Origin of the sequence: Methylobacterium sp. XJLW, assembly GCF_003254375.1 — a bacterium.
GTDB classification, from domain to species: Bacteria; Pseudomonadota; Alphaproteobacteria; order Rhizobiales; family Beijerinckiaceae; genus Methylobacterium; species Methylobacterium fujisawaense.
Genome location: NZ_CP016429.1, coordinates 3,904,473 through 3,927,170, shown reverse-complemented (window position 1 = coordinate 3,927,170; position 22,698 = coordinate 3,904,473). Strand labels below are relative to the sequence as shown.

The following is a 22,698-nucleotide window of genomic DNA, read 5'->3' as shown; positions in this document are numbered from 1 at the left end:
ATGCTGACAGGATGCACGGGCGGGCTCCACGCTCATTCGGCGGCGATGGGCGCCGGTTCGGGGTCTATCTGGACCGCTGTAGCCGGAGCGCGGGGCAAGGTCACGTCGAACGTCGTGCCGACGCCGAGTTCCGAACGGACCTCGATCCGGCCGCCGAACGAGCGCACCAGGGCTTTGACATGGGCCAGGCCTATCCCATCGCCCGGGCGATCCTGCAGGCCGGAGCGTCGGAAGAGTTCGAAGACGCGGGCATGATCCCGTGCGGCGATCCCCCGGCCGTTATCGGCGACGGAGAAACAAACCCGCCGGTCTCCGACGGCCGTGGCGGTCACGGTCACGCGTCCCGGCCGGCCGGGGTCGAGATACTTCACGGCGTTGTCCAGCAGGTTCCCGAAGACCTGCTCGACGGCCACGCGATCGGCGACGATCGTCGGCAGGTCGGGGGCGATCGTCACGGTGGCGCCCGTGGCCTCCGTCTGGTGCCTCTGAGCGTCCGCCACGTCGCGCAGCAGATTCGTCATGTCGAGGCGCTCGGGGGAGAATTGCCGCCGCCCTTCTCGGGAGAGCTTCAGGATGGCGGCGATCAGCCCTTCCATCCGGTTCACCGCCGCCTTGATGAAGCCGAGCGCCTCGGCGAGATCGCCGTCGAGCCGCTCCGCCTCCGGGTGCCCGCGAAGGGCCGCCTGGATCTCGGTCCGGGTCGCCTCCAGCTCGCTGGTGAACCCCATGACGTTGACGAGCGGCGCGCGCAGGTCATGGCTCACGATATAGGCGTAGCGCTGGATCTCCTCGTTGGACTCGCGCAAGTCGGCTTCGGCCTGCCTCTGTTCGGTGATGTCCGTATGGACGCCGACCCATTCCCGGATCGCGCCGCGTGCATCGAGCACCGGAATGGCGCGGATCGCGAAATGTCGCCATGATCCGTCGCGGGACCGGACCCGGTGTTCGTGGACATAGGTTTGTCGCGCTCGGACGGTTGCGTTCCAGCTCTCGATGGAGGCCTGCACGTCGTCCGGATGCACCGCGTCGGCCCAGCCGTAGCCCTGGTACTCCGCCCGCGTCTGGCCGGTGATCGCGCTCCAGCCGGGCTGGTCGCCGAGCATCCGGCCTTCGGCATCGTTGGTCCACAGGACGCCACGCACGGCCTGCACCGCGGCTCGAAACCGTGCCTCGCTCGCCAGCAATTCGCGTTGCACCCGCTGCTGGTCCAGGGACGAGGCGAGGATCGCCAGGAACAGGATGAGGAAGGTCGCGCCGGCGACGTAGAGCGCGAGATTCTGCTGGCCCTGTACGCTCGTCATCGCATGGGCGGCGTGGGTGCCGCCTTCATCGACGGTGATCGTCGCGGCGGCCATGCCGGTGTAGTGCATGCCGGCCACGGCAACCCCCATGACGCAGGCCGCGACAAGCTTCTGCCAGACGCCGTGCTGGTGAAATGAGAGCCACAAGGCCGCGGTCGCCGCGGTCACGGCGATCGCCACCGAGAGCGCGACCATGGGCTGATTGTAGGAAAGGTCGCCGGGGATCCGAAGCGCCGCCATGCCGGTGTAGTGCATGCCGGCAACCCCCAGGCCCATCAGCACGCCCGCCACGAGGATGCTGCCGAGCCCCTCCCCGGTCCGCTCCACCCACAGAAAGCCGGCGCCGGTGGCCGCGACGGCGATCGCGAGGGAGAGGAGGGTCAGGCCGATGTCGTAGGTGGTGGGCATGCCGGTTTCGAAGGCCAACATGCCGACGAAATGCATCGACCAGATGCCGCCGCCCATGGCGAGCGCAGCGCCGGTGATCCACGGCCAGCGGGGGTCCGCCGCGACGGGCCCTCGGATGCGACTGCCCAGATCCAGCGCTGTGTAGGACGCAAAGACGGAGAGGCCGATCGACAGGGCGACGAGCGCCGGATTGTAGCCTGTATGGACCATCGACTGGGATCGACGTGTGGAGCGCGCAGATCGGGATGTATCCTGAGCCCTTGAAGCGCGCCATCGGGAATCGAAGGCCCCGTGGTCTCCCGCAGCCAGGATCGTGAGCGCGGGGCCGACCTGCCGGTCGGCTGCGGCTGGCGCGACGTGGCGGAAGCCCGGGCCTTCCCGTCGCCGCGGCGATCGCGCATTGTCCCGCGCGGCGGCCTTCGGCCTGTCCCGACAGGTTGCGGCAAGCAGGAGGAGCGACGATCCATCGTGGCCCCGCCCGAGCCGAAGATCCGCCGCCCCGACGCGGGTTCGCGGTGGAGGGGGAGCCCAGATGCGGGCCCCATCCGGGCAAGCCGACGGCCGGGCCCCGAACGATCCTGGGCGCCGCCGCCGGCGCGCCCATAGACTGCGTAGAAAAATCCGCGTTCGCCAGACCGCGATGGCCTCATCGGTCGCGCGCGCGCGTTCTAGAGTTCCGTCGATCGCTCATCGCGAATGCAGGTTCATGAACGGACACGCTGCGGCACGACTTCCGGACGACCTGCGCGACGCCCTGGCGCGGACCCTTTACGATCACGACCGGCCGGCGGGCGAGGCGTGCGCGGGCTGGGAGGCCGCGGATTTCGAGATCCGTCACCCGGGTCTGCGCGAGCGCTATCGCCGCTCCGCCGACGCCCTTGCCGACGGCCCGCTCGCCGAATGGCTTCTGAGCCGCCTCGCCGACGAGGAGGAGTTGCGGGTGCTGCGTCGGCAGCGGATGTCGCCGGAGCGGGAGCGCGAGCTTCTGGAGGCCAACAACCGTCTTCTCGCGCGCGCTGAAACGGCCGAAGCGGCCCGGGAGGCGGCCGAGGGAGCGCTCGCCACGCTCCGCCGCGAGCGCGACGTTGCCCGGGAGGCGGAGGCGTTCTGGCAGCAATTCGCCTTCGATGCCGACGATCTCGCGACCCGCCGCCTCATCGAGCAGACGGATGCGCGCGCCGAGGCCGAGCGCCGGGCCATCGCGGAACGGTGCCGCAGGGAGCGCGCGGAGGCGGCGTTGCGCCTGTTCGCCGACCGCGCCGACGTGATGCCGAAGGAAGGCTGGGCCTCGGAACTGGCCCAGGCCAACCGCGACATACCGCTCTGGTGGTTTCACGCGGCGCGCGTCGCCCTGGACCCGCCGGATCTCTCCCGGCCAGCCGAAGACGGAGAGGGTTGAGACCCTCAGGCGGCGGCGGACTGCTTGGCGGACTGGTCTCGGAACAGCGCCGTGCATCCCGAACCGCGGTGCATGCTCAGGATCGACGCGCGGTCGATCTCCGGGTGCGACTTGAGCACGTTCTGGACGCAGGCCAGGACACGCTCGTACTGCGCGGCATCGTAGTTCGGCTCGAGCGGACTGACCGCGATGTAGGTCTCCACGACGAGGACGCGCTCGGCGCGGTCTCGGGCGACGTCGACGGCGATCCAGGAGGATTTGATCAGGCTGGTGCTGGCGAGCATGGGCGTTCCTCGTGCAGCGTTGCGACTTTAATCCCGCGGCGGCGGGCCAATTTTGGCGAAATCATGGACCGCCCGGCCGCGAATGCCAAGGGGCGCTCCCACCTGGTCCGAGGCTGCAAGCTGTCTGTTGAGCGCCGCGGCTGGCCGGCTTACGCTTCGTCACGGGCCGCCACAGGCCCGATCCACAATCGGCACTCGCATCCGGCGAATGGCATGTGGTATACAAATTCGAGGACTCGTCACCCAGGGTCCGAGTGACGGTGTCGCGACACGACGAGACCGCGCATTGGGAGGGATAGCAGACATGATCCGTTCGAGGATGAGAGGTCCCTGCCCCGGCGTCGCGCGTTGCCCGTCACCGACCCGTGCAGGCAGCATGCCGGCATTCCGCGCGGCCTGAGCCGCCCTCCGACATTCCCGAATCCGACTCCAGCTCCGAGACCGATCATGACCAAGGCCCTCGAAGGCGTCCGCATCCTGGACTTCACCCACGTTCAATCCGGCCCGACCTGCACGCAGCTCCTGGCTTGGTTCGGTGCAGACGTCATCAAGGTGGAACGGCCGGGCGTCGGCGACGCCACGCGTCAGCAGCTTCAGGACATTCCTGACGTGGACAGCCTCTATTTCACGATGCTGAACCACAACAAGCGCTCGATCACGCTGGATTCGAAGAATCCGAAGGGCAAGGAGGTCCTCTGGCGCCTCATCAAGGAATGCGACGTCCTGGTCGAGAACTTCGCACCCGGCGCGCTCGCCCGCATGGGCCTCACCTGGGAGAAGATCCACGAGGCCAACCCGCGCATGATCCTAGCCTCCGTGAAGGGCTTCGGTCCCGGCCGCTACGAGGACTGCAAAGTCTACGAGAACGTCGCGCAATGCGCCGGCGGCTCGGCCTCGACCACGGGCTTCCGGGACGGTATCCCGATGGTGACGGGGGCGCAGATCGGTGATTCCGGAACGGGTCTGCACCTCGCGCTCGGCATCGTCACGGCGCTGTATCACCGGACCCAGAGCGGCCTCGGCCAGAAGGTCGACTGCGCGATGCAGGACGGCGTGCTCAACCTGTGCCGGGTGAAGCTGCGCGATCAGCAGAGGCTCGAGCACGGGCCGCTGAAGGAATACAGCCAGTTCGGTGAAGGCATCCCGTTCGGCGAGGCGACCCCGCGCGCCGGCAACGATTCTGGCGGCGGTCAGCCGGGCCGCATCCTGCGCTGCAAGGGCTGGGAGCAGGATCCGAACGCCTACATCTACGTGATCACCCAGGCCGCCGTGTGGGAGCCGATCTGCGACATCATCGGCGAGCCGAGCTGGAAGACCGACCCGAACTACGCCACGCCGAAGGCCCGACTGCCGCATCTCAACGAGATCTTCACGCGGATCGAGGCGTGGACGATGAAGGTGTCCAAGTTCGAGGTGATGGACACGCTGAACAAGTACGACATCCCCTGCGGCCCGATCCTGTCCATGAAGGAGATCGCCGAGGACGAGTCGCTGCGGAAGACCGGCACGATCGTGGAGGTCGACCATCCGACGCGCGGCAAGTACCTGACGGTGGGCAATCCCATCAAGCTGTCGGCGAGCCCGAGCGACGTGAAGCGCTCCCCGCTGCTCGGTGAGCATACCGAGGAGATCTTGCGCAGCGTGCTGGGCTATTCCGAGGCCGAGGTCGGTGAAATCTCCGAGTCCGGCGCGATCGGCGTCGTTCAGAAGATCGCCGCAGAGTGAGCGGCGTGCGGCGATCCCGGGCTCCGGCCTGGGTTCGCCGCCGTCGTGTCCGGGGCCGCACCGTCCCGGACTTCGGATGACGCCGTCCGACCAACGGGGCACGACCGTTCGCCGCCGCGCCCCGCGCTCCGACCGTCCCTTTCCCGGGCCGCCATGGGCCCGGTCGAAGCCCAGGAGATTGCATGCGCATCGCCTTCATCGGCCAACAGGATTTCGGCAAGGCGGTCCTGGAGGCGTTCCTCAAGCGAGGCGATGAGGTCGCCGCGGTGTTCTGCGCGCCCGAGAAGCCCGGCGCCAAGCCGGACGTCCTCAAGACCGCGGCGGTCGAGAAGGGGTTGACGGTCTTCCAGTTCCCCAGCCTGAAGAGTCCCGAGGCCGAGGCCGCGATGCGCGGGCTCGATGCCGACATCGGCATCATGGCCTACGTGCTGCAATTCGCGCCCCAGAGCTTCGTCAACATCCCGAAGCACGGCACCATCCAGTATCATCCGAGCCTGCTGCCGCGGTATCGCGGCCCGTCCTCGATCAACTGGCCGATCGCCCGCGGCGAGCTGCAGACCGGCCTCACGATCTTCCGGCCCACCGACGGGCTCGATGAAGGGCCGGTGATCCTGCAGAAGACCTGCCCGATCGGCGCCGATGCGACGCTGGGCGACGTCTACTTCGACAACCTGTTCCCGATGGGCGTCGAGGCGATGCTCGAGGCGGCCGATCTCGTCGTTGCGGGAGAGCATGTCGAGATCGACCAGGATGAGGACGCCGCCAGCTACGAGGGCTGGTTCCGGGGGGCGGAGGCGGAGATCCACTGGTCCGCTCATGCCGAGCAGATCTACAACCTGATCCGCGCGGCCAATCCGGCGCCGGGCGCCTGGACGACGCTCGACGGCAAGAAGCTCCAGATCTTCGATTCCACCCTGCATCGGGTCCGTAAGCTCGCCGATGTCGTGGGTAAGCCCGGCGAGGTGATCGCCATCGACGACGCGGGGTTCAGCGTCTGCGCGCAGGGCGGCCGGATCGAGATCCGCAAGGTCAAGGCGGAGGGCGGCAAGAAGATCACGGCCGCCGCATTTGCCCAGGAGGTCGGGCTGGCGGTCGGGCAGGTGCTCGGGCGATAGGATGCCCGCGCCGGCGGCGGAGAGCATCCGACCTTAGACGGCGCGGCGCCCGACCGATCCCGCGGGGCCTCTCGGCTACGCGGTCGTTGAGCCTGTGCTCCCCGCCGCATTCAGCCCATAGCCGCGAAAGCGCTCGACGGTGATGCCGATCTCTTCATCGGACAGGACGATCGGCGTCCCGATCTGCCGGGCGACGGCGTATTGCTGGCAGAGGGTTTCCAGCTCGACGGCGAGCCAGAGGGCCTTCTCCAGATCGGTGCCGGCCGCGATCATGCCGTGGTTGGCGAGGAGGCAGACGTTGCGATCGGCCAGCGCCGTCAGGGCCAGGTCCGAGAGTTCAGCGGTGCCATAGGGCGCATACGGCGCGCAGCGCACGCTCGGGCCTCCGAAGGCGGCGATCATGTAATGGATCGCCGGTATCGCCTGACCGCACATGGCGAAAGCGGTGCAGTAGACCGGATGTGCGTGGACCACCGCACCGAATTCCGGACGGGACACCAGGATGTCCCGATGGAAGCGCCATTCCGAAGAGGGCTTCTGATCCGGCGGGTGGGTGCCGTCGAATGCCATCGGGACCACATCGTCCGGTCCCGTCCTGTCGGTGGGCATGCCGGAGGGTGTGATCAGGAGCCCATCGCGGAACCGCACCGAGACGTTCCCCGACGTCCCGCGGTTCAGCCCCTGGGCGTCGAGCGCCCGTGCCGCCGCCACGACGCTCTCCCGCGCGATCCGCTCGTCCCTGTCCATGCCCGATCTCCGGAAAGCCCGGTCCCCGGTATGCAGGAAGCCCGGCGCCGTAAAGACGGCGCCGGGCTCATTCTCGTCGGTTCGTGTCGCCTGGACCGCGCTACTGGGCCAGGACCGGCGCGAGGCTCGCTTCGCGCTTCTTGGTATAGGCGGCCCGCATCGGCTTCAGGACGAAGAGCGCCAGCAGAGCCGCGACGATGTTGAGGGCCGCTGCCGCCAGGAACACCGCGTGCCAGCTCCCGGTCATGGTCGTGAGCACGCTGGTATAGGGGACGATCAGCGCCGCCGTGCCCTTGGCCGTATAGAGCAGACCGGCATTGGTGGCGGCGTATTTCGAGCCGAACGTGTCTCCGCAGGTCGCCGGGAACAGGGAGTAGATCTCACCCCAGGCAAAGAACACGAGACCGGTCAGAAGCACGAAGGCGATCGGGTTCTGGCCGAACTGGCTGAGCGCGTAGATGCCCAGGCCTTCGATCGCGAAGGACAGGAACATCGTGTTCTCGCGGCCGATATGGTCGGAGACCCAGCCGAAGAACGGACGCGTCACGCCGTTGAGCACCCGGTCGAGCGTGGCCGCGAAGGTCAGCGCCGGCAGCGTGATCCCGAGCAGCGAGACCGGAACGTCGGCGATCTTGAAGTCCTTGGCGATCGGGCCGAGCTGCGCGGTCGCCATCAGGCCGCCGGCCGCCATCATGACGAACATCGCGTACATGACCCAGAAGATCGGCGTGCGGACCATCTCGGAGGGCTTGTAGTCGCGCTTCGACTGGCTGACCCGGGCGATCTCCGGAACCTGCCCCTTCGCGGGCGACCGCAGGAACAGGGCGATGAGCATCACGATGACGCCCTGCCCGATACCGAAGTAGAAGAACGCCGCCTCGTAGCCCTGCGACTTGATCATGGCCTGGATCGGCACGACGGTCAGGGCCGAGCCCGCGCCGAAGCCCATCGCGGTGATGCCCGCGGCGAGGCCGCGTCGGTCGGGAAACCACTTCAGCGAATTGCCGACGCAGGTTCCGTAGACCGCACCGGCGCCGGTGCCGCCGATCGCGGCCGCGATGTACAGGACGGTGAGCGAGTCGGCGTAGGAGTTGATCACCCAGGCGATGCCGCAGAGCAGGCCGCCGAACAGCGTGACGATCCGCGGGCCATACTTGTCGACAAACCAGCCCTCGATCGGGACCAGCCACGTCTCGGTGACGACGAACAGCGTGAACGCCACCTGGATCGCCGCGCGATCCCAGCCGTGCCGCTCCTGCATCGGGTTCACGAAGAAGGTCCAACCGTACTGCATGTTGGCGATCATGCACATGCAGACCACGCCGAAGGCGAGTTGCAGCCATCGGCCACGCCCCGCCGGTTTGACGATCTCGGACATACCCATCCCTCCTTGGCAGTATTATTGTTGGGGTCTGTGCTCAGACCGGCTGTATGCCCTGCCGCGGCCCAGCTTGGCAGAACAAGATGACCGGGATTCTTCGAAAAATTCTTGGCCCGCAGGCAAATAAAGTCTCAAGTACTCCAGCATCCGCATTGGACTCAGCAGCGCGGGACTGATGGTCGACGGTATGCCAGCAAGATGGTGCTGGTATCCCTCCAGGCTGTCAATCGAACCGGCATAAAAATACACGTTTTGGCGCCGGGATTAAAACCGATCGGCCGAACGTGCGGCCAAAATGGCGGATGGGGAGCCGCGCCTGCACAACTTCCGCGAGGCGAAAAGTCGGCAAAGGTCACAGGTCTGTGGGGCCGCCCCGCAATTGACTAGGATCTGGCCAAGGTTTGGGTTAGTCCGCTTGGGAGCGCACGACAGAGAATGCGTGCGAGACATCATACGTGTGAGCTGACTGGACGAGGGATGTCGAATTCCGAACCGCTGAGCGTGAAGCCCATCGTCGCCAGCTCCAGTCTCCGGACCTTGGCCTACGAGGCGCTCAAGACAGCCATCACCAACATGGACATCTACGGACGTCCGGACGAGGTCCGCCTCGACGAGCGGAAGCTGTCGCAGGATCTCGGCGTCAGCCGGACGCCCGTGCGCGAGGCGCTGACGGTTCTGGAGCAGGAAGGCTTCGTCCGGTCCGAAGCGCGGCGCGGTGTCTTCGTGATCAAGAAGAACAAGCGCGAGATCGTCAGCATGATCCACGCCTGGACGGCGCTGGAAAGCATGGCGGCTCGCCTCGCCTGCACCCGCGCCACCGATGCCCAGCTTCGCGCCCTGCGGGAGTCCTTCCCGGAATTCTTCGAAGGACAGCCCTCAGAGCACATCGATGAGTACTCGGACGCGAACATCCGCTTCCATCAACGCATCATCGCTCTGGGACACTGCGATGCGATTGCCGATCTGACCAGTAATCTTCTGATGCATGTGCGGGGCATCCGCAGCACGGCGCTCCGGCAGGGCGACCGGGCCGAGCGTTCGATCCGGGAGCACGTCGCCATCATCTCGGCTCTGGAAGCGCGAGATGCCGACCTGGCCGAGCGTCTCGTGCGCGAGCATGGCCTCGGGCTGGCTCAGCACGTCGACACCTACGGCGACTACCTGGACTGATCGGCGTCGAGACCGTCCCACAGGGTCCGTTTCGACCGACAAAGCCTCGCCGACCACTTTGCCGACCGCATCGGGAATCGTCGGCGAGGGCCGCACGGTCGTGCGCTTCGGCTGCGACAGCACCGACCGACCCGGTGGTCTGAACCCCGACCGAGTGCTTGGTACAAATTAAATCGCGCGCAAGCGTTGCCGCACTGCAAAAATTTTGAAAGGCGCGAAGTCTCTGTGCGCCACTCTCAACTGCGAGCGTGGCGCATGCGATGTGCGGCTTCTGTGCGGAATGCGGTCGCATCTCCGCCTTCCATGCATAGGCCGCATGAACGGTATTCGTTATCTGGCATACCAGTTTGCGGGGCGGCATGACATCTCTCGCACCGCAACATATCGCGGTGCCCGGCCGCCCTGGAGAGTCCGATGATCGCCAGCTTCCTCGCCATCTTTGTCGCTTTCGCCGTTTGCCAGGCGCTGCTGACCGTGAAGTTCGCCGACTTTCTGAGCTCCGAGGGCACGTCCGGTCGTTCGACCGTCGCACCGACCGGCGACGTCGCCTCCGCCAAGCTGGCCTGACGGGATCCGTCGATGTTTCAGTGAGGGCGCCGAGCACGGTTAACGCTTTCCTCAAAACTTGCGCGTAGGGTAAATGGATCGTTGACCCTGCGGGCGAGGAGCGACCGCGTTGGCCCTCGGCGCCGCATCGCGATTCTCGGACGGCCCCTACGTCCTTCTGATTTCGGATCGCCCATCCGAGCAGAGAGCCCTTGAGCGCGCGATCGCGCTGGTGATGGATTGCCGGGCGCTCTCGCCGGGCGCGCCGATCCCGGCCGAGCGGCCCCACCTCGTGGTTCTGGATCTTCCACCGGTCCAAGCTGCATCGTTGCGGACCACTCTCGACCGGTACACGCCGTCACTCCCGCTCCTGGTTCTCGTACGCGGCGAGCCCATGGCGGGGGCGTCCAACCTCCGCCAGCTCCCCGCCGCGGCACCGCGCCAGATCGTCCTGGCGAATGTCTTCGCCATGATCGAGGAGGCGACGCGCTCGGCCGAGGCGCGTCGGCGACAGCTCGCGGAGCGCGTCACGGGTGCCACCGCAATCGTCGCGGATCTGTTCGACAGCGCCGCCCTCGGCGCCCGACTCCGGCGTGCCGACGTGGACCGGGGAACCGAGCTGGTCCTCGCTGCCGTTTCCGAGGTCGGCATCGGGACGTGGCTCGCCGAAGTCTGGCGCCACGAGATCGGCGTCTATCAGCACACGCTCGGCGTCGCCGGACACGCCGCGACCTTCGGCGCTCAGATCGGCCTCAATCGGACCGACCTCGCGCGACTGGTTCGATCTGCGCTGCTGCACGACATCGGCAAGTCGCGCATTCCGGTCGAGATCCTCAACAAGCCGGGGCCGCTCAATCCTGAGGAGATGCGGCTCATGCAGCGCCATCCCGATATCGGCGCCGACCTTCTGGTCGCTCAGGGTGAGTTCGAGGCGGCAATCATCGATGTGGTCCGGCATCACCACGAGCGCCTGGACGGCAAAGGTTACCCCGACGGCCTGGCCGGCTCGGCCATCTCGGACCTCGTGCGCATCGTGACGATCTGCGACGTGTTCTCGGCCCTGACCGAGCGGCGCACGTATCGGCAATCGGCGACCCCCGCCGACGCCCTGGCGACGATGGTCGGCGGCACCGGTCATCTGGACCTGGATCTCCTCCGCGCCTTCGCACCCTCGATGCTGGCCGGCATGTCCCTGGCGGCGTGATCACGCCGGGTGCGTGGCGCGCGTGCCACGCGCGAGTGCGGCATCGTGCGGGCGCGCCGCGTGCCGCGCTTTCGCCGCAACCGCCCTGGAGGGAGGCGGGTGTCTGTCACCGATCGCCGTCCGGACCGTGCCGAAATTCAAGTTCGCCCTCGCCGCCGCCCTTCTGATGAGCCTCACCGCATGCGGCGGCGTCTCCGTCATGCCGGATGCGTCCGTTGAGAATGCGACGCACACAGCCGTGCTCGACGAGGTCGCGGCCGCGGCCGCGATTTCGGCCTACCGGGTTCAGAACGGCCTGAGCCCCGTCGTGGTCGATCCGGTTCTCGTGAAGGCGGCGGCCTTCCAGGCCGGCAACAACGCGCGCCACGGCCAGCTCAGCCACGAGATCGGCGGCAGCTTCACGTCGCGCATGGCCTCCGTCGGTCTGGCGAAAGCCTGGGCGGCGGAGAATCTCAGTGCCGGCTCCGAGACCCTCGAGCAGGTGCTCGCCCGCTGGAAGGCGAGCCCCGAGCACAACAAGAATATGCTGCTGCCGCAGATCCGCAGGATCGGGATCGCCCGCGTGGATGCGCCGACCACGCGCTACAAGCGGTTCTGGGCCCTTGTCATGGCAGGAACCTGACGCAGCGGCTCTCAGGGGTCCACCGGCGCCAGATCGACGATCCGGAGCTGGGCCCGCTCGGCCCCGCGCCAGCGGTCGCAGGACAGCGTTCCGGCCACGTGCAGTTCCCGACCGATCCCGTTCAGCAGCGCGAGGCCGAGGGGGCGCTCGGCGGCACGGAAGCAGATGGCGCCCACCGCCTGTCCGTCGCGGCTGCGCAGGCGAGCCCTGACATGGCTCGACCCGACCACGCCGGCATCGACCAGGCGATGGCGCCCGAGGGCGAAGATCGGCTCCGGCGCGCCCTGTCCGAACGGTCCGGCCTGCTGGAGCAGCCGGACCGTTTCCGCGGTAGCGCCCCCGGCGCTGAGTCCGCCGTCGATCAGCAGGGCGTCGGCCGCCCGCGCCACGGTCACGCTCGCCCCCAGCAGCATGACGAGATGCGCCTCGAAGCGGGGGATGTCGTCGGTCCGTACGGTGACGCCGGCCGCCATGGCGTGTCCGCCCCCCTTGAGGGCGATCCCGGCCTCGACGCAGGCGCGCACCGCAAGCCCGAGATCTGACCCCGGGATCGAGCGACCCGAGCCGGTGGCGCTGCCGTCGGGTCGGATCGCGAAGGCGAAGGCCGGGCGGTTGAACCGTTCCTTCAGGCGCGACGCGATGAGTCCGACGATGCCGGGATGCCACTCAGGACTGGCCGTGACCAGCACGGTGCGGGTCGGGTCGAGCGTCAGGGCACGGTCCATCTCGGCCTCGGCCTCGGAGACGGCCTGCGCCTCGATCGCCTGACGCTCGCGATTGAGGCGATCGAGGTCGGCGGCGATCCGGGCCGCTTCGTTCGGGTCCGCCGTCGTCAGAAGCCGGGCACCGAGGGCCGAATCGCCGATGCGGCCACCGGCATTGATGCGCGGCCCGAGGACGAAGCCGAGATGCCACGATTCCGGCGGTTCGCTCAGCGAGGCCGCGTCCAGCAGGGCCGCCAGGCCGATGCGGCCGCGATGGCGCATCACCGTCAGGCCCTGCGTCACGAAGGCCCGGTTGAGACCGGTGAGGGGCACGACGTCGGCCACGGTCGCCAGCGCTACGAGGTCGAGGGCGTCGGTGAGCTGCGGTTCGGGGCGGTCCGGCCCGAAGAAGCCCTCCAGCCGCAGGGCACGGTTCAGTGCCACCAGGGTGAGGAACACGATCCCGGCGGCACAGAGATGGCCGAGGCCCGACAGGTCGTCGAGGCGGTTGGGATTGACCACGGCGCGGGCCGGCGGCAGCACCTCGGAGGCCGCATGATGGTCGAGGACGATCACGTCGAGGCCCGATTTCTCGGCTTCTTCCAGAGGCGCGTGGCCGCTCGTGCCGCAATCGACGCAGACCAGAAGCGTCGCGCCGTCCGCCGCCAATGCGGTGATCGCAGCGATGTTGGGGCCGTAGCCCTCGGTGATCCGATCGGGGATGTGGATCGGAGCCCTCAGGCCCACACCGCGCAGGTAGCCGGCGAGCAGGGCCGCGCTCGCAGCGCCGTCCACGTCGTAGTCGCCGAAGACCGCCACGGTCTCGCCGCGGCGCACGGCCCGGACCAGGCGGCGGACGGCGGCGTCCATATCGAGCAGCGTATTCGGGTCCGGCATCAGGTCGCGCAGACGCGGCGCAAGGTGGCGCGGCGCGGCCTCCGGACCGATCCCGCGCCCTGCCAGCACACGGGCGAGCAATTCCGGCAGGCCGTGGGCCTGAACCATCTTGGCGATGTGATTCTGGACCGCCGCGCCGCCACAGCGCTCCTGCCAGCGCCGGCCGGTGATGGAGGCGGCGACCCCCAGGAAGGGCGGCGGATCGACGGAGAGCGGGGCGGATGACACGGATGCCACCCTACACCGGGTGGGCCGCGGAATCTTGCGCACCGCCGCAACAGCGTCGGCGAACGCGCGCTGCCGCAACGAAAAAGGGCGGGCATCGCTGCCCGCCCCGGAAATCCGCCCGAGACCCGGGCCTCAGAGCGACTTCAGGATGCTGTCGACGACCTTCTTGGCATCGCCGAACAGCATCATGGTGTTGTCCCGGAAGAACACCTCGTTCTCGACGCCCGCATAGCCGGAGCCCATGCCGCGCTTGATGAACAGCACGGTCTTGGCCTTCTCCACATCGAGGATCGGCATTCCGTAGATCGGCGAAGCCTTATCGGTCTTGGCCGCCGGATTGGTGACGTCGTTGGCGCCGATCACGAAGGCGACGTCCGCCTGCGGGAACTCGCCGTTGATGTCCTCCAGCTCGAACACCTCGTCGTAGGGCACGTTCGCCTCGGCGAGCAGCACGTTCATGTGGCCCGGCATGCGCCCCGCCACCGGATGGATGGCGTACTTCACGTCGACGCCCTCCTTCTTGAGCATGTCGGCCATCTCGCGGAGCGAGTGCTGCGCCTGGGCGACCGCCATGCCGTAGCCCGGGACGATGATGACCCGCTCGGCATTCTTCATGATGTAGGCGGCGTCGTCGGCGGAGCCCTGCTTCACGGGGCGCGTCTCGACCTGGCCCGTGCCGGCCGCCGCGGTGTCGCCGCCGAAGCCGCCCAGGATGACCGAGATGAACGACCGGTTCATCGCATGGCACATGATGTAGGACAGGATCGCACCCGAGGAGCCCACCAGCGAGCCGGTGATGATCAGCGCGAGGTTGCCCAGGGTGAAGCCGATGCCGGCTGCCGCCCAGCCCGAGTAGGAGTTCAGCATCGACACGACCACCGGCATGTCGGCGCCGCCGATCGGGATGATGATCAGGCCGCCGAGGACCAGCGCGGCGATGACGATCAGCCAGAAGATCGCCTTGGACTCGGTGCCGATGAACAGGGCGATGAGCAGGACGAGGCCGGCGGCCAGCAGCGCGTTGATGAGGTGGCGCTGGGGCAGCATGATCGGCTTGCCGGACATGCGTCCGTCGAGCTTGGCGAAGGCGATCACCGAGCCGGTGAACGTGATGGCACCGATGGCGACGCCCAGGCCCATCTCGAACAGCGACTGCTTGTGGAAGTGGCCGTTCTCGATGATGCCGAAGGCCTGCGGCGCGTAGAGCGCGCCGGCCGCCACGAAGACCGCGGCGAGACCGACCAGCGAGTGGAAGGCGGCCACAAGCTGCGGCATCGCGGTCATCGGCACGCGCTTGGCGATCACCGCGCCGGCGCCGCCGCCGATGCCGAGGCCGAGGAGCACGAGGATCCAGGCGCCGAACCCGGCCGGCGGGTGGCCGACCAGCGTGGTGAGGATCGCGAGACCCATGCCGACCATGCCGTACAGGTTGCCCTGCCGGGAGGTGGTAGGGTGCGAGAGCCCCCGCAGCGCCATGATGAACAGGACGCCGGCGACGATATAGAGGAGGGAGGAGACGTTCTCAGACACCGGCTCAGCCCTTCTTCTTGTACATGCCGAGCATGCGCTGCGTGACGAGGAAGCCCCCGAAGATGTTCACGCTGGCGAGCACGATGCCGATGAAGCCGAAGAACCGGGCCAGTCCGGTGCCCTTCTCGATCAGGGGAACGCCGACCGCCAGGATCGCGCCGACGATGATCACCGACGAGATCGCGTTGGTGACCGACATGAGCGGCGTGTGGAGCGCCGGCGTCACCGACCAGACCACGTAGTAGCCGACGAAGATCGCCAGCACGAAGATCGCGAGCCGGAACACCGTGGGATCCACGGCGCCGCCGGTCGCGGCACTGAGCCCGTGGCCCATGCCGTCGGCGATGGCCTGTGCCTGGTCGGCGGCGTTGCGGGCCACCGCGGCCGCCGCGCGCGCGGCGTCGGCCAGCACGCGGGCCTGATCGGCTGCCTGATCGGGAGGGACGATGACGGTTGCCATTCTGCTACTCCTCTCGGCCGGGCTTCACTGTGCGCCGGCCGGAGCGGCCGTGCCGGTCTCCGGCTTGGCGAGCCCCACGGACGCGGCTTCCGAGGTCGCTCCCTCGGTCTTGGGCTGGAAGGATGCGTGGACGACCGAACCGCCGCGGGTGAGGTTCGTGGCCTTCACCAGCTCGTCGTCCCAGTTGATGGCGAGCGCTTTCGAGTCCTTGTCGATCAGGGTCTCGACGAAGGCGTAGAGATTGCGCGCATAGAGGCTCGAGGCTGTCGCGGCGAGGCGCCCCGGAACGTTGACGTGGCCGACGATCTTCACACCGCGGTCGTTGGTGACGACCTCACCGGCCTTGGCGCCGGCGACGTTGCCGCCACGCTCCACCGCGAGATCCACCAGGACCGAACCCGGCTTCATCGAGGCCACCATCTCCTCGGACACCAGCTTGGGAGCCGGGCGTCCGGGGATCAGCGCCGTGGTGATGACGATGTCCTGCTTGGCGATGTGGCCCTTGACCAGCTCCGCCTGCTTCTTCTGGTATTCGGCCGACATCTCCTTGGCGTAGCCGCCCGCGGTCTCGGCCTGCTTGAACTCGTCGTCCTCGACGGCCACGAACTTGGCGCCGAGTGATTCGACCTGTTCCTTGGTGGCGGGCCGGACGTCGGTGGCCGTGACCACCGCGCCGAGGCGGCGGGCGGTCGCGATGGCCTGGAGACCGGCCACGCCGACGCCCATCACGAAGACGCGGGCGGCCGGTACCGTGCCGGCGGCGGTCATCATCATGGGCATCGCCCGCCCGTACTCGGCGGCACCGTCGACGACCGCGCGGTAGCCGGCGAGGTTCGCCTGCGAGGACAGCACGTCCATCACCTGGGCCCGGGTGATTCGGGGCATCAGCTCCATGGCGAAACCGTCGACGCCGGCCTCGGCCATCGCCTTCAGGGCCGCCTCGTTTCCGTAGGGGTCCATGATCGCGATCACGGTGGCGCCGCGCTTCAGCTGCGGCAGCTCTTCGGCGCTCGGTCGGCGGACCTTGAGCACGAGATCGGCGTCACCGGCGGCGTCGGCCGCGCTGCCAGCGATGCTGGCGCCGGCCGCCTCGTACTCGCTGTCGAGGATGCCGGCTCTCTTGCCCGCACCGGACTGCACCACGACATCGGCACCGAGCGAAATGAACTTCTTGACGGTCTCAGGAACCGCGGCGACGCGCGGCTCCGCGGAGTCCGTCTCGGACAGCACAGCAATGCGCATGCGAGGGTTCCCCTGGAAAAGCTCGGCCTTCGAATGCGCGAACCGGCGACGCTTTTCGAGAGGCGGATCTACGATACCGCGTTGGAAGCGGCCGGAATGTAACTTGTGCTCAATTTAATTGCCAACAATGCGTCAGCGGCCCGCTCGGCGAATGCGAGCGAGCTCCTCATCCGAGGCAGCCAGCGAACCGGCCGCTCGGGCCTCGCTTCAGGCGAAGAACAGGTAGAGGACGAGGAGGATGCCCACGACCAGCGGCGCACGCCAGCCGACGGCCGGCGCCAGGGCACCGACGGCTCCTGCCGCTCCAGCGACGATCACGCCGACGATGGCCAGCAGCCACGCCTCGCGGATTCCGCCGATCGCAAGGGCCAAGACCCAGCAAATCACGACGCCGGTGGCAATTTCGACGAACCGGACGAACCCGCGATAGGTCTGTTCGTGAGTCCTCGCGTCCATCGCCGGGCTGTAGGTGTGCCCGGCCACCGTGTCACTCTCGGCCATCGTGCGCTCGTTTCCCTAAGACGCGACTTCTTGCGGTCAGGGTCGGATGTAGCTCAAGCGTTTATCTGCCGCAATCGGACGCACGCAAGTTGATCGCTCTCTCGGTGGATCTTCGATCCCGATCAGACCGGTTCCGGCAATCCCGCCTCGGCAAGGGCCCGGCCCTGGCGATCCGACAATTCGTCCAGCGAGAAATGTTCGATCTCGGCCTCGAACAACCGGTGGTAGTTGAGTTCCGACCTGAGGTGGAGAAACACCGCGCCGAGGCCGACGGCGGCGCGGTCCATGAAGACGAATTCCTGCGGAACGGTCACGGGTCCGCGCTCCTTCAGCGCCTGGTGGACCTGGAAGGCCTGCCGCCGGCCATATTCTCCGGGCTTCACCCCGTCCGCGACTGTGCGGGTCCGATCCTCCAGCAGGGGGCCGTAGATGAACCGGGCCCAGATATTCAGGATCTCGATCTTCTCCTTGTCGAGGTCCTTGAAGCCCCACACCTCGTAGGCGTGGACGATGCGGGCCTCGTCGTTCTCCAAGAGGCCGCGATACAGATCCACGACACCGCCCACGAATCGCGGATGGAAGATGCGGACGCAGCCGTAATCGAGCAGGTTGATGCCCGCGGCCTCGCCGCCTTCTGAAAAGACGGTGTAATTGCCGAGATGCGGATCGCCGTGGATCACGGCCGCGCGGCTGAACGGGTGCCACCACGCCTTGAACATCGCCTGGGCGATCCGGTTGCGCACCTCCACCGGCTCGTCGGCGAAGCCCAGGATCTTGTCTCCGTCGAGCCAGCCGAGCGTCAGGAGGCGCTTGGTGGAGAGGTCCGGAAAGACCCGGGGCACGCGCACCGCCGCGATGTCCTTCAGCACGGCCCCGTAGAGTGCCGCGTGCTTGGCCTCACGTTCGTAGTCGAGTTCCTCGCGGACCCGGGCGCCGATCTCCTTGGCGATCTCGCGGGTGTCGAGCCACGTGTTCATCCGGCGATGCAGCGCGAAGGCGACTTCCAGCTGCTTCAGGTCGGCCTCCACGGCCGATTGCATGTCCGGATACTGAAGCTTGCAGGCGAGCCGTTCACCATCCTGGGCGGTTGCGCGGTGCACTTGGCCCAACGAGGCGGCGGCTGCGGGTTTGAGGTCGAAGCTGCCGAAGCGGCTCTGCCACCCGGCTCCGAGTTCCGATTGCATCCGGCGCCGGACGAAGGCCGCGCCCATCGGCGGCGCGTCGGCCTGGAGCTTCTGCAACTCGGTGGCGTATTCCGGGGGCAGGAGGTCGGGGACGGTGGCCAGCAACTGCGCCACCTTCATGATCGGACCTTTCAGCCCGCCCAGCGCCTGCGCGAGCGCGGCCGCGTTGGTCGTGCCCTCCTTCCCGAACAGCCGTGCCATGGCCATGCGAGCGGCCACGCCGCCGACATTGGCGCCCACGCTGGCGTAGCGCCCGGCACGGGCGGAGAAGCGGTTGGCTTCGCGGTCGGTCTCGGCCATCTCTCGATCTGCTTGTCGTGTGATGGTCCGGAGATAAGCCGCGCCCCCGCGTGAACCAGGGGCGTGGGGCCCTGCGCCGCGGGGGGGGGCACCCCGGGGCGTCGCTGTCAGGGCTGGCCTTCCATGCCTTCCAGTTCGGCGATCATCCCTTCGATCATGCCGAGCCCGATCTGCCAGAAGCCCGGATCCTTCGCGTCGAGCCCGAACGGCGCAAGCAACGTGCCGTAGGGCTTGGAGCCGCCTGCCGCGAGCAGCGCGAAGTAGCGCTCCACGAAGCCCTCCTCCGCCTGGGCGTAGACGCCGTAGAGCGAGTTCACCAGGCAATCGCCGAACGCGTAGGCGTAGACATAGAACGGCGAATGGATGAAGTGGGGGATATACGCCCAGAACGGCTCGTAGCCGGAATCCAGCGTGATGGCCGGACCGAGCGACTCGGCCTGCACGGACAGCCACAGGGCATTGATCTGATCGGTGGTCAGCTCGCCCTTCGCGCGGGCGAGATGCACCTTCCGCTCGAAAGAGTAGAAGGCGATCTGGCGCACCACCGTGTTGATCATGTCCTCGACCTTGGCGGCGAGCATGGCCCGGCGCTGGGTCGTGTCGGTGGTGGCGGCGAGGAGCCTGCGGAAGGTCAGCATCTCGCCGAACACGCTGGCGGTCTCCGCGAGCGTCAGGGGGGTCGGCGCCATCAGGGCGCCGTTCGGCCCGGCGAGAACCTGGTGGACGCCGTGGCCGAGCTCGTGCGCCAGCGTCATCACGTCCCGCGGCTTGCCCTGGTAGTTCACCAGGACATAGGGGTGAACCGACGGCACGGTCGGATGCGCGAAGGCGCCCGGCGCCTTGCCGGGACGGGTCGGCGCGTCGATCCAACGCTCATCGAAGAAGCGCTTCGCGATCCCCGCCATCTCCGGCGAGAACGCGTCGTAGGCGGAGAGAACCGTGTCGCGGGCCTCCGTCCAGGGGATCGTCCGCTGCTCGACCCGCGGAAGAGGCGCGTTCCGGTCCCAATAGGGCAGCGTCTCCTGCCCGAACCACTTCGCCTTCAGCTTGTAGTAGCGGTGGGAGAGCCGCGGATAGGCCGCCCGTACGGCGTCGACGAGGGCTTCCACCACCTCGGGCTCGACCCGGTTCGACAGGTGGCGCGCGTCCGCCACGTCCTTGAAGCCGCGCCAGCGGTCGGAAATCTCCTTGTCCTTCGCCAGCGTGTTGGTGATCAGCGTGAAGACGCGCAACTGCCCGCGCAAAACCTCACTGATCGCACCGGCCGCCTCCTTGCGGACGGCTCCGTCCGGATCCTGGAGCTTGTTGAGCGTCGGCTCCAGCGGCATCTCCTCGCCCTGCACGGTGAAGCGCAGCGAGGCGATCGTCTCGTTGAACAGACGGTCCCAGGCGGCGTTCGACGTGACCGACTTCTCGAGGAAGAGCTTCTCGGTCCGGTCGTCGAGCTGGTGCGGCTTCTCCTTGCGCAGGTCCTCGATCCACGGCGCGTAGTGGGCGAGCGGCCCCTCCGCCATCGCGGCATTCATCGCCGCGTCGTCGACGCGGTTCAGCTCCAGGGCAAAGAACAGGAGATCCGCGGAGGCGCTGGTCAGGCGCTCGCGCGTGTCGCCGTAGAACTTGGCCCGTGCCTCGTCGGTGGTATCGCCGGAATAGACGAGACCCGCGAAGGACATCAGCTTGCCCAGCAGGTCCTCGATCCCCTCGTAGGTGCGCACGGCCTCCGCCAGTCGGGCGGACGCCTCCGGTCCCGCGGCGAGCTCGGCTATGCGGCCGGCATAGAGTTCGGAGAACCGGCGGCACTCCTCCTCGGCCCGGGTCATGTCGCCGGAGAATTTGGGGTCATCGAGGCCGGAATAGAGGTCCGACAAATCCCATTCCGGAAGATGGCCGAGGTCGGCAGCCTTCGCGGCGGCGCGCGCGGCGCTCACGCCCTCCGGCAGGCGGACAGTCACCGGCGATGCGGCGTGGCTCGGCATCATGTCGTGCAATCCTCTCTAAGGGCAGCGGCCCCGTACCCTGATATCGAGCGTGCCGCCACGCGTTCAACGCGGCGTGTCGGTTCGAAGCCCCGCGCGATCGTCGACGACACGATGCAAACGTCGTTAAGCGCCACTTTACGTCTGTGGGTCACCCTACGGCTCGAAACGAAACAGTCGCCGAATCGGAGCCCGTGACGGGGTTGAGCCCATGTCGCGAGCCCGGCCTTCGCGCGCCGTTCAGGGAGCCGCTATGTCCGCCACCGTGCTCATTGTGGACGACGATCCGGTCCAGCGGCGGCTCGCCGAGGCGGCGGTGCGCCGCTTCGGCTTCGACCCCCGGGTCGCCGAAACGGGCGCGGACGCACTGGCCCTGCTCCGGTCCGAAGGCGCGGACGTCGTGCTCCTCGACCTCGTCATGCCCGGTCTCGATGGACTTGGCGTGCTGGCCGAGATGCGCAAGAGCGGCCTCGCCACCCCGGTGATCGTCCAGACCTCCAACGGCTCCATCGACACGGTGGTCGGCGCCATGCGGGCCGGCGCCGTGGATTTCGTGGTCAAGCCGGCGGGTGCCGAGCGCCTGCAGGTCTCGATCAAGAACGCCCTGCGGGTCGATACGCTGGAGGAGGAGGTGCGTCGCATGCGCCGCCGGGCCTCCGGGGCGCTGACCTTCAAGGATCTCACGTCCAAAAGCCCCGACATGGAGCGGCTGATCCGCCTCGCCGAGCGGGCGGCAAAATCGAACATCCCGGTCCTGATCGAGGGCGAGTCCGGCGTCGGCAAGGAGGTGCTGGCCCGGGCGATCCAGGGGTCCGGCGACAGGCGCGGCAAGCCGTTCGTGACGGTCAATTGCGGGGCGATCCCCGAAAATCTCGTGGAATCCACGCTGTTCGGTCACGAGAAGGGCGCGTTCACCGGTGCGACCGAAAAGCATGCCGGCAAGTTCGTCGAGGCCTCGGGCGGCACACTCTTCCTCGACGAGATCGGCGAGCTTCCCCTCGACGCGCAGGTCAAGCTGCTCCGGGCCCTGCAGGAGGGCGAGGTGGATCCCGTCGGCGGCAAACGCTCCGTGCGGGTGGACATCCGCCTCGTCTCCGCCACCAATCGATCGCTGCTCGACCTCGTCAAGCAGGGCAAGTTTCGCGAGGATCTCTATTATCGCCTGAACGTCTTCCCGATGACGCTGCCGCCGTTGCGGGCGCGCCGCGAGGACATACCGGACCTCGTTCGCTCGTTCTGCGCGCGGTTCTCGGCCGAGGAAGGCAAGCGCGTCCGGGCCATCACGCCGGAGGCGATGGCGCTGCTGACGCGCTATCCCTGGCCGGGGAATGTCCGGCAGCTGGAGAATGCCCTGTTCCGCGCTGTCGTGCTCGCGGACGGCGACGAGCTGACCGTCGCCGAATTCCCCCAGATCGCCGCGCAGGTGGAAGGCTTCGACGTCCGCATCCCGGCCCTGCCGGTTCAGACGCAGATGCCGGCCTACGCCCCCGAGCCCGTGCGCGAGATCGTCCGCGTGGAGGTGCGCGACCCTCACGCCATGTCCCTCGTGACCGAGGAGACCGGCGAGATGAAGCCGATGGACGTCCTGGAGGCGGAGATCATCCGTTTCGCGCTCCAGTTCTATCGGCAGCGGATGTCGGAGGTGTCGCGTCGCCTCGGCATCGGCCGCTCCACCCTCTATCGAAAGCTCAAGGATCTGGGCTTGGAGGACGACGCGAAGACCGAGGACGCGGCCTGATCGAGCGCCGCGTGCGCTAACGCACCGACCGCATTC

The 22,698-nt window shown here is 67.9% G+C and carries 19 protein-coding genes; 8 read left to right on the top strand and 11 right to left on the bottom strand.

Going from position 1 to position 22,698, the window contains the following annotated elements; genetic code table 11:
* Nucleotides 1–32: 32 nt before the first annotated feature.
* Nucleotides 33–1,919 carry an MHYT domain-containing protein gene (locus tag A3862_RS18175; RefSeq protein WP_043757941.1) on the bottom strand — a complete coding sequence of 629 codons (1,887 nt, stop codon included), beginning with the start codon at nucleotides 1,917–1,919 and terminating at the stop codon, nucleotides 33–35.
* Between the two features lie 430 nt (nucleotides 1,920–2,349).
* Between A3862_RS18175 and A3862_RS18170 the strand changes: the two genes are divergently transcribed.
* A complete protein-coding gene (locus tag A3862_RS18170; protein WP_236961373.1) occupies nucleotides 2,350–3,108 on the top strand; it encodes a hypothetical protein in 759 nt (252 codons plus the stop codon).
* 5 nt (nucleotides 3,109–3,113) lie between these two features.
* On the opposite strand, the gene A3862_RS18165 is transcribed toward A3862_RS18170, so the two are convergent.
* Nucleotides 3,114–3,392 (bottom strand): hypothetical protein, encoded by a 279-nt coding sequence (locus A3862_RS18165; protein ID WP_043380811.1) that lies wholly within the window; start codon nucleotides 3,390–3,392, stop codon nucleotides 3,114–3,116.
* Nucleotides 3,393–3,839: 447 nt separating this feature from the next.
* Between A3862_RS18165 and frc the strand changes: the two genes are divergently transcribed.
* Together frc and A3862_RS18155 are read left to right on the top strand one after the other, a co-directional pair.
* The gene (gene frc, locus A3862_RS18160) at nucleotides 3,840–5,117 is read left to right on the top strand and encodes a formyl-CoA transferase (RefSeq protein WP_043351422.1); all 1,278 of its coding nucleotides are present in this window, start codon (nucleotides 3,840–3,842) and stop codon (nucleotides 5,115–5,117) included.
* 182 nt (nucleotides 5,118–5,299) lie between these two features.
* Nucleotides 5,300–6,232, top strand: coding sequence for a methionyl-tRNA formyltransferase (locus A3862_RS18155; RefSeq protein ID WP_043757947.1), 933 nt, complete (start codon nucleotides 5,300–5,302; stop codon nucleotides 6,230–6,232).
* 75 nt (nucleotides 6,233–6,307) lie between these two features.
* On the opposite strand, the gene A3862_RS18150 is transcribed toward A3862_RS18155, so the two are convergent.
* Together A3862_RS18150 and oxlT are read right to left on the bottom strand one after the other, a co-directional pair.
* Nucleotides 6,308–6,979, bottom strand: coding sequence for a class II aldolase/adducin family protein (locus A3862_RS18150; RefSeq protein ID WP_043757949.1), 672 nt, complete (start codon nucleotides 6,977–6,979; stop codon nucleotides 6,308–6,310).
* A 100-nt stretch (nucleotides 6,980–7,079) separates the two neighbouring features.
* Nucleotides 7,080–8,357 carry an oxalate/formate MFS antiporter gene (gene oxlT, locus A3862_RS18145; RefSeq protein WP_043380816.1) on the bottom strand — a complete coding sequence of 426 codons (1,278 nt, stop codon included), beginning with the start codon at nucleotides 8,355–8,357 and terminating at the stop codon, nucleotides 7,080–7,082.
* A 480-nt stretch (nucleotides 8,358–8,837) separates the two neighbouring features.
* Between oxlT and A3862_RS18140 the strand changes: the two genes are divergently transcribed.
* The 4 genes from A3862_RS18140 (at nucleotide 8,838) to A3862_RS18130 (ending at nucleotide 11,902) form a co-directional block, all read left to right on the top strand.
* Nucleotides 8,838–9,530: a GntR family transcriptional regulator gene (locus A3862_RS18140; protein ID WP_043357745.1), complete on the top strand. Its 693-nt coding sequence runs from the start codon at nucleotides 8,838–8,840 to the stop codon at nucleotides 9,528–9,530.
* A 414-nt stretch (nucleotides 9,531–9,944) separates the two neighbouring features.
* Entirely contained in the window at nucleotides 9,945–10,097 is a 153-nt protein-coding gene (locus tag A3862_RS31570; RefSeq protein WP_164706380.1) for a hypothetical protein, read from the top strand.
* A gap of 109 nt (nucleotides 10,098–10,206) precedes the next feature.
* Entirely contained in the window at nucleotides 10,207–11,280 is a 1,074-nt protein-coding gene (locus A3862_RS18135; RefSeq protein ID WP_043757952.1) for an HD-GYP domain-containing protein, read from the top strand.
* A 166-nt stretch (nucleotides 11,281–11,446) separates the two neighbouring features.
* Complete coding sequence (locus tag A3862_RS18130) at nucleotides 11,447–11,902, top strand: CAP domain-containing protein (RefSeq protein WP_210274774.1); 456 nt, start codon at nucleotides 11,447–11,449, stop codon at nucleotides 11,900–11,902.
* A gap of 11 nt (nucleotides 11,903–11,913) precedes the next feature.
* Here A3862_RS18130 and recJ read toward each other — a convergent pair whose 3' ends face one another.
* The 7 genes from recJ to A3862_RS18095 form a co-directional block, all read right to left on the bottom strand.
* The gene (gene recJ / locus A3862_RS18125; protein ID WP_083683471.1) at nucleotides 11,914–13,731 is read right to left on the bottom strand and encodes a single-stranded-DNA-specific exonuclease RecJ; all 1,818 of its coding nucleotides are present in this window, start codon (nucleotides 13,729–13,731) and stop codon (nucleotides 11,914–11,916) included.
* A gap of 132 nt (nucleotides 13,732–13,863) precedes the next feature.
* Entirely contained in the window at nucleotides 13,864–15,261 is a 1,398-nt protein-coding gene (locus A3862_RS18120) for an NAD(P)(+) transhydrogenase (Re/Si-specific) subunit beta (protein WP_043357739.1), read from the bottom strand.
* A 4-nt stretch (nucleotides 15,262–15,265) separates the two neighbouring features.
* The gene (locus A3862_RS18115) at nucleotides 15,266–15,721 is read right to left on the bottom strand and encodes a proton-translocating transhydrogenase family protein (RefSeq protein WP_043379880.1); all 456 of its coding nucleotides are present in this window, start codon (nucleotides 15,719–15,721) and stop codon (nucleotides 15,266–15,268) included.
* A 24-nt stretch (nucleotides 15,722–15,745) separates the two neighbouring features.
* The gene (locus A3862_RS18110) at nucleotides 15,746–16,963 is read right to left on the bottom strand and encodes a Re/Si-specific NAD(P)(+) transhydrogenase subunit alpha (RefSeq protein WP_043357735.1); all 1,218 of its coding nucleotides are present in this window, start codon (nucleotides 16,961–16,963) and stop codon (nucleotides 15,746–15,748) included.
* 207 nt (nucleotides 16,964–17,170) lie between these two features.
* Complete coding sequence (locus tag A3862_RS18105; RefSeq protein ID WP_043357734.1) at nucleotides 17,171–17,464, bottom strand: aa3-type cytochrome c oxidase subunit IV; 294 nt, start codon at nucleotides 17,462–17,464, stop codon at nucleotides 17,171–17,173.
* A gap of 122 nt (nucleotides 17,465–17,586) precedes the next feature.
* Nucleotides 17,587–18,948: an ABC1 kinase family protein gene (locus tag A3862_RS18100; RefSeq protein ID WP_043757960.1), complete on the bottom strand. Its 1,362-nt coding sequence runs from the start codon at nucleotides 18,946–18,948 to the stop codon at nucleotides 17,587–17,589.
* 107 nt (nucleotides 18,949–19,055) lie between these two features.
* On the bottom strand, nucleotides 19,056–20,927 hold the full coding sequence (locus A3862_RS18095; protein WP_091955064.1) for a M3 family oligoendopeptidase: 1,872 nt from the start codon (nucleotides 20,925–20,927) through the stop codon (nucleotides 19,056–19,058).
* A gap of 250 nt (nucleotides 20,928–21,177) precedes the next feature.
* Here A3862_RS18095 and A3862_RS18090 point away from each other — a divergent pair, with 250 nt between their 5' ends.
* Nucleotides 21,178–22,662 (top strand): sigma-54-dependent transcriptional regulator, encoded by a 1,485-nt coding sequence (locus tag A3862_RS18090; protein WP_043757964.1) that lies wholly within the window; start codon nucleotides 21,178–21,180, stop codon nucleotides 22,660–22,662.
* The last annotated feature ends 36 nt before the right edge of the window (nucleotides 22,663–22,698 follow it).